The 7580-nt window shown below is 57.7% G+C and carries 4 protein-coding genes and 3 pseudogenes; 4 read left to right on the plus strand and 3 right to left on the minus strand.

Translation table 11 applies throughout. The features are described from left to right. Positions 1-614, plus strand: a 614-nt coding sequence (locus tag J6524_RS36765) for an IS630 family transposase (RefSeq protein WP_225678728.1), incomplete at its 5' end; no start/stop codon positions are given. Positions 615-663: 49 nt separating this feature from the next. On the opposite strand, the gene J6524_RS36770 is transcribed toward J6524_RS36765, so the two are convergent. Both J6524_RS36770 and J6524_RS36775 read right to left on the minus strand, forming a co-directional pair. Continuing rightward, positions 664-2118: an aminotransferase gene (locus J6524_RS36770; protein ID WP_225678729.1), complete on the minus strand. Its 1455-nt coding sequence runs from the start codon at positions 2116-2118 to the stop codon at positions 664-666. Positions 2119-2127: 9 nt separating this feature from the next. Further along, a complete protein-coding gene (locus J6524_RS36775; RefSeq protein ID WP_225678731.1) occupies positions 2128-3642 on the minus strand; it encodes an NAD-dependent succinate-semialdehyde dehydrogenase in 1515 nt (504 codons plus the stop codon). Positions 3643-3799: 157 nt separating this feature from the next. Between J6524_RS36775 and J6524_RS36780 the strand changes: the two genes are divergently transcribed. Next, complete coding sequence (locus J6524_RS36780) at positions 3800-4276, plus strand: Lrp/AsnC family transcriptional regulator (RefSeq protein ID WP_225678730.1); 477 nt, start codon at positions 3800-3802, stop codon at positions 4274-4276. 767 nt (positions 4277-5043) lie between these two features. Then, positions 5044-6564, plus strand: a pseudogene (locus tag J6524_RS36785) (MFS transporter). Between the two features lie 420 nt (positions 6565-6984). On the opposite strand, the pseudogene J6524_RS36790 reads toward J6524_RS36785, so the two are convergent. Continuing rightward, positions 6985-7193 (minus strand): annotated as a pseudogene (locus J6524_RS36790) (hypothetical protein). A 141-nt stretch (positions 7194-7334) separates the two neighbouring features. On the opposite strand from J6524_RS36790, the pseudogene J6524_RS36795 reads away from it, so the two are divergent. Further along, positions 7335-7580: pseudogene (locus J6524_RS36795) on the plus strand (IS630 family transposase); the annotation flags it as partial.

Consider the following 7580-nt stretch of genomic DNA (forward strand, 5'->3'; position numbering starts at 1 on the left):
TCGGGCTTTACCTGTCCCCGCCGAACCGAGCCCTCGTCCTCAGCATCGAGGAGAAAAGCCAGATCCAGGCACTCGATCGCGAGCAGCCCGTCTTGCCGATGATGCCTGGCGTGCCGGAACGTCGCACGCACAGCTATGTGCGGCATGGTACGACCACGCTGTTTGCAGCACTTGACGTTGCGTCAGGGTTTGTCATCGGCAAATGCTACAAGCGCCACCGGGCAGTCGAGTTCTTGAAATTCCTCAAAGAGATCGACGATCAAGTCCCTGAAGGGCTCGATGTTCATATCGTCATGGACAACTACGCCACCCACAAGACACCCAAGATCAAAGCGTGGCTCGCCCGCCGCCCGCATTATCATGTCCACTTCACGCCGACATCCGCGTCATGGATCAATCAGGTCGAGCGCTGGTTCGCTGAACTCACCAGAAAGCAGATCCAGCGAAGTGTTCACACCTCCGTCCAGGCAGCTCGAGGCCGACTCCGCTCCCTCATTGACCTGCACAACAAAAACCCGAAGCCCTTCAAATGGACCAAGTCCGCAGACCAGATTTTGGCTTCGGTCAAACGCTTCTGCCACAAAGCCCAGCAGACTTTATGTGGTGAACTTTAGATTCACGTGACTAGACGCTTAGCACACTTTTCCCATATCGCGTCCAATTTCAGGGGTACTGCCTATCCCGGGTGTTGATCCGGGACGCCGAACAATCCGCGCTCACGAGATTGCCCGATTCCTTTGCGAGTTCGTCCATTACATGTTTGGTTGCCCGATATGCCAGATCAACGATCTCGTCGACCTCAGCTTCGGATACAACGAGAGGCGGAGCAAAACCGAGAATGTCTCCATGCGGCATCGCTCGTGCAATAAGTCCTCGATCCCGAGCAGCATTGGAGATGCGGGCGCCGACCTTCAGCTCCGGATCAAATCGCCGCTTCGTCTGGCGATCCGCAACATACTCGATAGCGCCGAGCAAGCCCACGCCTCGAACTTCTCCGACGATTTCCAGTTGTGCAAATCTCTCCTTGAGTCGATTCTGAAAGTGCGCGCCGACGGTTCTGGCGCGCTCGCTTAGCCGTTCCTTCTCGACGATATCGAGAACGGCATTGGCGGCGGCTGCCGCAATCGGATGGCCCGAATAGGTATAACCATGCGAGAATGCTCCGACGCGATCGGCTGCTTCCTCCATGACCCTGTAAACTCTCTCACCAACGATGGCTCCCGAGAGCGGCATGTAGCCGGATGTCAGCCCTTTGGCGACTGTCACAAGATCCGGTTCGATCCCGTACAGCGTGCTTCCGAAGTCGGCGCCGGTCCGACCGAATCCACAAATTACTTCGTCGGCAATCAGAAGAACGTCGTAGCGTCTTAGTACGGCCTGAACTTCACGCCAATAACCCGCGGGCGGTGGCGTAATGCCACCTGTGCCTAGCACCGGCTCAGCAATGAAAGCACCGATTGTTTCCGGCCCCTCCCTCACGATCAGTTCTTCAAGCTCGGCAGCACGCCGGCGAGAAAAGTCCTCTTCCGTCTCGCCTGACTGAGCGCCCCAATAGTGATGCGGCGTGCCTGTGTGCAAGATGCCGGGGAAAGGCAGGTCCATGTGATCGTGGTAGAACGACATACCTGTCATCGAACCGGAAATTACCGAGCAGCCGTGATAGCCGCGCTCGCGCGAGATGATCTTCTTCTTCTTAGGCTGACCACGTAGATTATTGTAGTACCAGACGAGCTTTGCTTGAGTCTCGTTAGCATCCGATCCGGATAGGCCGAAGAAAACCTTGCTTGGCTTACCGGGGGCCATTCGCACCAGGCGATCCGAAAGCGTTCCCAGCTCTTCGGTCGTGTGCGCCGCATATGTGTGGTAGTACGCCAAGCTGTAGGCCTGACGCGCGATGGCTTCAGCTACTTCCGTTCGGCCGTAGCCGATGTTTACACAATAAAGGCCAGCAAAGCCGTCGATGTAACTGCGTCCCTCTGCGTCCTTGATACAAATGCCTTTTCCACCTGTAACGATCGTCGGGTCACCGATTTTACCCGTGGCGAAGTCCTTGAGCTGAGTGAAAGGATGCAGAACACTCGAGCGATCCCGTTCAGCAATGGTCTTGATGTCAATCATGTCGCTCTCCTAAGCCGCCAGATCGCCGAAGCAAACGTATTTTAGTTCCATATATTCCGCTAAGCCGTGTCGCGACCCTTCGCGACCGAGCCCAGATTGCTTCCACCCCCCGAACGGAATGGGCGGCCCAGTGAATGAAGCTGTATTGATACCAAGCATGCCGCACTCGATGCGCTCAGAAAGTCGCAGCGCTCGACGTAGGCTGTCCGTGTAGACGTATCCAGCCAAGCCCATTTCGCTAGCGTTAGCTCGGGCGATTACTTCCTCTTCGGAATCGAAGGGAAGTACAGCTGCGACAGGCCCGAATGTTTCCTCGCGAGCGATGAGCATATCCTCCGTGACGTCGCTAAGCAGCGTCGGAGGAACGAAGTTCGGCCCTAAGGTTGCGCCTTGTTTCGCCGAGACAACTCGCGCTCCCTTCTTCATCGCCTCATCGATTTGGGATCTGCATTTGTTGGCGACCGACAATTTGGTCATTGGTCCGATATCCGTTGTAGGCTCCAGACCATGCCCAACTCTGAGTTGAGTCATCGCCGCAGAGAACGCCTCGACGAAGTCGCCATAGATACTTCTTTGCACGTAGATGCGGTTGGCAGCCAAACAATCCTGACCAGACGTAGCAAATTTTGCCGCCATCACTCCCCTGACAGCTTTCTCAAGATCGACGTCGTCAAAGACCAGAAAAGGGGCATGACCGCCCAACTCCAGCGACACCTTCTTGACGCTCTCGGCTGCCCCCTCAAGCAGCAGACGGCCGATCTCCGTACTACCTGTAAACGAAAGGGCGCGTATTCTTGTATGGTTCAACAGAGGCGCCGAAAGTTCGATCGGATTACCGACGAGCACTTGGAACACACCGGGCGGAAGCCCAGCCTGTTCGGCCAGCCGGGCAAGGGCGAGCGCAGACAGCGGAGTTTCGGGAGCAGGCTTCACAATGATCGGACAACCAGCAGCAAGCGCGGCTCCCGCCTTCCGCGTAATCATGGCGACAGGGAAATTCCACGGCGTGATCGCCGCCGCGATACCGATTGGCTGCATTCGCACTTGAAGGAGACTTCCAATCTTATGGCTGGGAATCGTCTCTCCGTATGCGCGCTCCCCCTCCGCCGCGAACCACTCGAGAAAGCCAGCACCGTACGCTATTTCGTGGCGCGCCTCAGCGAGGGGCTTGCCCTGTTCGCACGTCACCAGGATCGCGAGTTCCTCCGCGTGCTCGAGCATCAATGAAGCCCAAGACCTGAGGATCGCTCCTCTTCTTGCAGGCAATAGTTCTCGCCAGCCTGGAAAGGACCGCTCAGCTGCGGCGATCGCCACCTCCATCTCTGCGGCGCCGCAACGAGCGACATCCGCGATCTCCTCCCCAGTTGCAGGATCGATCACATGGTCTCGCTCTCCGCCGCTCACCCACTGGCCATCGACAAGCGCCCCCCCCGCCAGAAAATCAAGGCGGCGCAGATTTTGCAGATTCCTGGTAGCCAGACCGACCGAGCGCGAACTTTTGTGCCGGGTAGTCTGAAACGCCATTTGCGGGTCCCACACGGTCATTTTGTTGAAATTCCCCATGCATTCAGGATACTGATGTTGAATAGAGATTTGCATCGCATTTCGCCGTCGCTAGCAGGATTTCCTGCAACGCATATGCGCTTTGCGACGGAATGCACCTGACGGCTGGAGCCCAATCATGCAATACGACCGGATAGACGCCCGCATCCTCGAGATCGTACAGAAGAATAACCGTCTGACTTCCGAGGTCATCGGCGAAATGGCCGGACTTTCCGCTACCGCGTGTCAGCGACGACTGAAGAGACTCCGCTCGGAAGGAATAATTGAAGCCGATGTCTCGATCGTTTCGCCGAGGGCGGTTGGAAGGCCTATTCAGATGCTTGTGCTGGTGAGCCTAGAGCGAGAGCGTTCAGACATCATTGACAAGTTCAAGAAGGCCATCAAATCGTCAGTTGATGCCGTCAATGGATTCTACGTCACTGGCGATGCTGATTTCGTCCTCTACATTACCGCCCGCACCATGGAAGACTATGAGCAGTTCACGCGACGATTCTTTTATGAGAACTCGGACATCAAGGGTTTCAAAACCATGGTCATAATGGACCGCGTGAAGACAGGCTTTGCCATTCCAATCGAGTCTCCGTCCGAGGATTGACGCGGGGTTCTCCTCCTTTGACATCTTCGTGCGGTTTTTCATCGCTCATTCGCATACAACGCCAAAAACCATCACCTTGATATACTACTCTACGGCACGCTCTCTTGAGGGGTTTCTTATCAGATTGAGCAGATGCAGTTTGCATCTCAATCAACGCGAGACTCATCCACTCTGACGAGACGATGCAAAAAACAAGAACTCGGCGGAAGTTCACTTGCGGTTCGGCTGACGAAATAGCTCACGTTGCTCCGGCGGACCGTGACAGCAAGGCCGATGTTCACCCCTTAGCGCAACCGGCATCGAGAACGCGACGAGTAGAATGGCCATGGCTGAGATGGATCAGTTTGTCCAAAGCGTGCACAATCCTGACGACGTCGCTGCTATGTCGCGGCAATTGACAAGCCAATGGGCCCGCTCGTTGGCGCTCACCCTTACAGGACGAAAGATGGGTTCTCGCGCGCGAGGTGGGCAGTATCACGCTCCAGGGCTATCACAAGGCGCTAGCAGGTGTCCTAAGGACTTCGTATCCGCGCTTAGCCGCTTCCTAGAGACCAGGCTTTTTGCACCGTCAACAGTCGGGTCAATCCAAACGTCGGAGGCGACGCAGAAGCCGAGATGAGCAAGTCGTTCAAGCCCCAGACGCTTGGCGCCGATGGCATCACCGCACCGCTCCGCCATCTCACCTTCCGGCGCATCTGGCTGGCGAGCGTGCTCACCAATGTGGGCGCCTGATCCGGAGCGTCGGTGCGGCTTGGGCGATGACGCAAATGACATCCTCGGCCGACAAAGTCGCGCTGGTGCAGACCGCCATGATGTTGCCGGTCATGTTGATCTCGATGCCGGCCGGTGCGATCGCCGACATGCACGACCGACGTATCGTGGCGCTTGTCTCAGTGGCTATCGCGCTTGCCGGCGCTATCGCGCTGACGGCACTCGCTTGGCTTGGTTTACTCACGCCGAACTTGTTGCTGGGTTGTGCTGCGTGGTTGGCAGCGGCATGGCGCTGATGGACCCGGCCTGGCAATCCTCGGTCAGCGAGCAAGTGCCGCTGGAAACGTTTCCGGCGGCGGTGGCGCTGAACAGCATCAGCTACAATATAGCGCGAAGCATTGGATCGGCCATGGGCGGACTCGTGATTGCAACTGCGGGTGCGGTAGCATTCGCGCTCAACGCGTTGCTTTATCTTCCGCTGATGGTCGCGCTGTTCCTATGGAAACGCATCTCTGAACCGAGTCGTCTGCCGCCTGAAAGGCTTAGCCGCGCTATCCTCTCAGGCGTGCGCTATACCATCAATTCGCCATCGATCAAGATCGTACTGGTTCGTTCCATGGTGACGGGCCTGATTGGCGGCGGGATAATAGCGCTCATGCCGCTTGTAGCTCGCGATCTGCTGCATGGTGGCGCACAGACATATGGCATCATGCTAAGCGCCTTTGGCCTGGGCGCGGTGATCGGCGCACTGAATATCACCGAGGTGCGCAAGCGCATGGGCGGCGAAGCGGCAATCCGCGCCTGTGCGCTGTCGATGGGCGGAGCGATTACCGCAGTAGCACTGAGCGGCAAGCCCATATTGACCGCGATCGCGCTGTTCCTCGCGGGCGCCGTGTGGATAATTGCGTGGGCCTTATCAACATTGGGTTGCAATTATCGGCGTCACGCTGGGTCGCCGGCCGTTCGCTTGCGGCCTACCAGGCGGCGGGATCGGGTGGGATTGCCGTCGGCAGCTGGGGCTATCTGGCTAATGTCACCGGTGTGCAAACAACCCTCTTGATCTCGGCCGGTTTAATGCTGGCGTCACCGATCTTGGGGCTCTAGCTGCGCATGCCGCGCATCAGCGCTCGTGAGCAAGACGCCGAGATGCTGGCCGATCCCGAAGTTCGGCTTGAGCTTTCCGGGCGCAGTGGGCCGCTTGTGGTCGAAATTGAATATCGAGTAGCGCAGGAGAATGCGCGAGCCTTTCACAACGTGATGCAGGACGTGCAGCTGTACCGGCAGCGTAGCGGCGCCTACGGCTGGTCCATTGCCCGCGACATCGCCGACCCAACACTTTGGACTGACGCTATCACTGTCCGACATGGCTAGACTATCTACGACAGCGCAACCGCTCGACGCAGTCAGAGCGCGCGCTAGATCGACAGGCGGCAGCTTTCCACGTCGGCCCCGAGCCCGTGCGCGTCCGCCGTATGCTGGAGCGCCCATTCGGGTCGGTGCGCCGGAAGGAAGATGAGGCTAATCACCTGCGAAGGACGTTGTGCACGGTCAAGGGCTGGTCGGAGTTGATGAGCTAGTCGAAGCCGGACGTCGAACTGGCAAGCTTGAGCAAAGGCAAAGGTCGCTCTAGCTGTAGAGGCTCAAGAGGTTGTAGTCAGTAGTCTGGATGAAGCGCTCGGCTTTGCCGTTTGTTTTGGGGTGTAAGGCTTGTTGCGAATGTTCTTGATGCCCGGGTCTCCGAAAGCGTCGCGGAAGGCGCAAGCCATGTACCAACTTACAGGTATCGGTCATGGCGCGAGTGACCGTTACGCTTGTAGTAGGCCGCAGACTCCGTAAGCAAGGAAGCCGCGCTGTCAGCCGTCTCCGCCTACTGAATCTGGGAGAAGGCGATGCGGGAATGCTCGTCAATACCACTCACAGCGTCAGCATCCGGCGTAGGCCGCAGCTCGGTTGGATTATTCTGGTTGCCAGCGTTTGAGCCAAGTCGGATTTTCTTTCTACATACGAACGAACTCGATCAGGTTTTCGATTCCGAAGTCGGTGAACGCCCGGACGCCATCTTCTCCTATGCCATAGGTCCAGATGACGCCGCCCTCGACCTCCATTTTATTGGCGACGTCCCGCAGCCAGTCTTCGTCCTCGCCGAGGTCCTCGCCACATGGGTAATGGTGGTGACGTGATGAACCTTATTGACATGCATGGTCATGCCGCTCGAGCGGAGAGTGCTGCAGTCGGAGGGTCCAATTCCAGGGCAGCAATTCGTCCAGCCGATGAGCTAGTGGATCAAATCTGACATTTGAATCCCGGAAGGGATTCCGTTGACGCCGATTGCATGCGATTCTTGCGCATGCGCACCGGTATTTCCATCATCGTTACACCGCCCGATCGCCTCCGGCCGGCTGGAGGCGCTGGTGCGGGATCGCAACGCGCCGCAGAAGCAGGTCTGGCGGGCCGAGATTGTCTTGTTGAGCGTGGACGGGTTCGGCATGCAGCGGACCGGCAAGTCCAAGACCTGCGTCTGGCGCTGGCAGGAACGTTTCATGCAGGAGGGGTTTCGAGGGCCTGCTGCGCGACAAGACACGTCCCTCGCGCA

The sequence above is a fragment of the Bradyrhizobium hereditatis genome (assembly GCF_020329435.1).
Taxonomy (GTDB): Bacteria; Pseudomonadota; Alphaproteobacteria; order Rhizobiales; family Xanthobacteraceae; genus Bradyrhizobium; species Bradyrhizobium hereditatis.